Origin of the sequence: Kluyvera cryocrescens NBRC 102467, assembly GCF_001571285.1 — a bacterium.
GTDB classification, from domain to species: Bacteria; Pseudomonadota; Gammaproteobacteria; order Enterobacterales; family Enterobacteriaceae; genus Kluyvera; species Kluyvera cryocrescens.
Genome location: NZ_BCTM01000096.1, coordinates 1 through 594, shown reverse-complemented (window position 1 = coordinate 594; position 594 = coordinate 1). Strand labels below are relative to the sequence as shown.

Annotated in this window: 1 protein-coding gene and 1 pseudogene; both read right to left on the bottom strand. The window is 47.3% G+C overall.

The annotated features are described in order from the left end of the window. Window positions 1-143 precede the first annotated feature (143 nt). Complete coding sequence (locus KCR01S_RS23655) at window positions 144-386, bottom strand: hypothetical protein (protein WP_061285270.1); 243 nt, start codon at window positions 384-386, stop codon at window positions 144-146. After that, window positions 383-532, bottom strand: a pseudogene (locus KCR01S_RS23650) (DinI-like family protein); the annotation flags it as partial. The gene KCR01S_RS23655 and the pseudogene KCR01S_RS23650, both read right to left, overlap by 4 nt. Between the last annotated feature and the right edge of the window lie 62 nt (window positions 533-594).

Below are 594 nucleotides of genomic sequence, written 5' to 3'. Positions count from 1 at the left end.
TTATTGAAGAAAATAGGTATTAAGTACCCAATATATACCACTTATAAAAGCTAACTTATTGATTTACTGTGCATTCTCTCCGGTCTTGAAATCCGGTGTTACGATGGGCGCAGCGCATGGTTTTTGAGTGCTGCGCCTGTCGATTAATGCCAAACTGATTTACCCTGCTGAACAGCCCCCATAATAGCCTTGCCGATGCTGTCGAATTCAGGCAGCCCCATCATAACCCACCTCGAGTTTACGAAAGCAAATAGCCGAAAGTGTTCGCTGTCAGCGACCGTTATGGCAAAGGTACGCATTCCTTTCTCCGGTGCGGGGAGTAGCTCCTCCGTTTTGGGAAAGTAAATGCGGATCCCTGAGATAATCATGTTATCGATGTCCATCATTCAGCCACTAGCCAGAATTCGGCCTCTTCAAACATCTCCTGAACAGCTCGGCTGATCTGTTCTTTCTCATGCTTGCTGGCGTCTGTATTGATAGCCGGCAACGTCATCATCGGTTTTACCCGGACATCAGCATCGGGGGAAGAACGCTCCCTCATCATACTCAGCCCCCTTGAATGCTATCATGTTAACGATGTTTGTACATGTAGGG

Excerpts from the sequence above, each read along its gene's own strand:
- KCR01S_RS23655 (WP_061285270.1), bottom strand. The coding sequence starts at position 386 with ATGATGGACATCGATAACATGATTATCTCAGGGATCCGCATTTACTTT.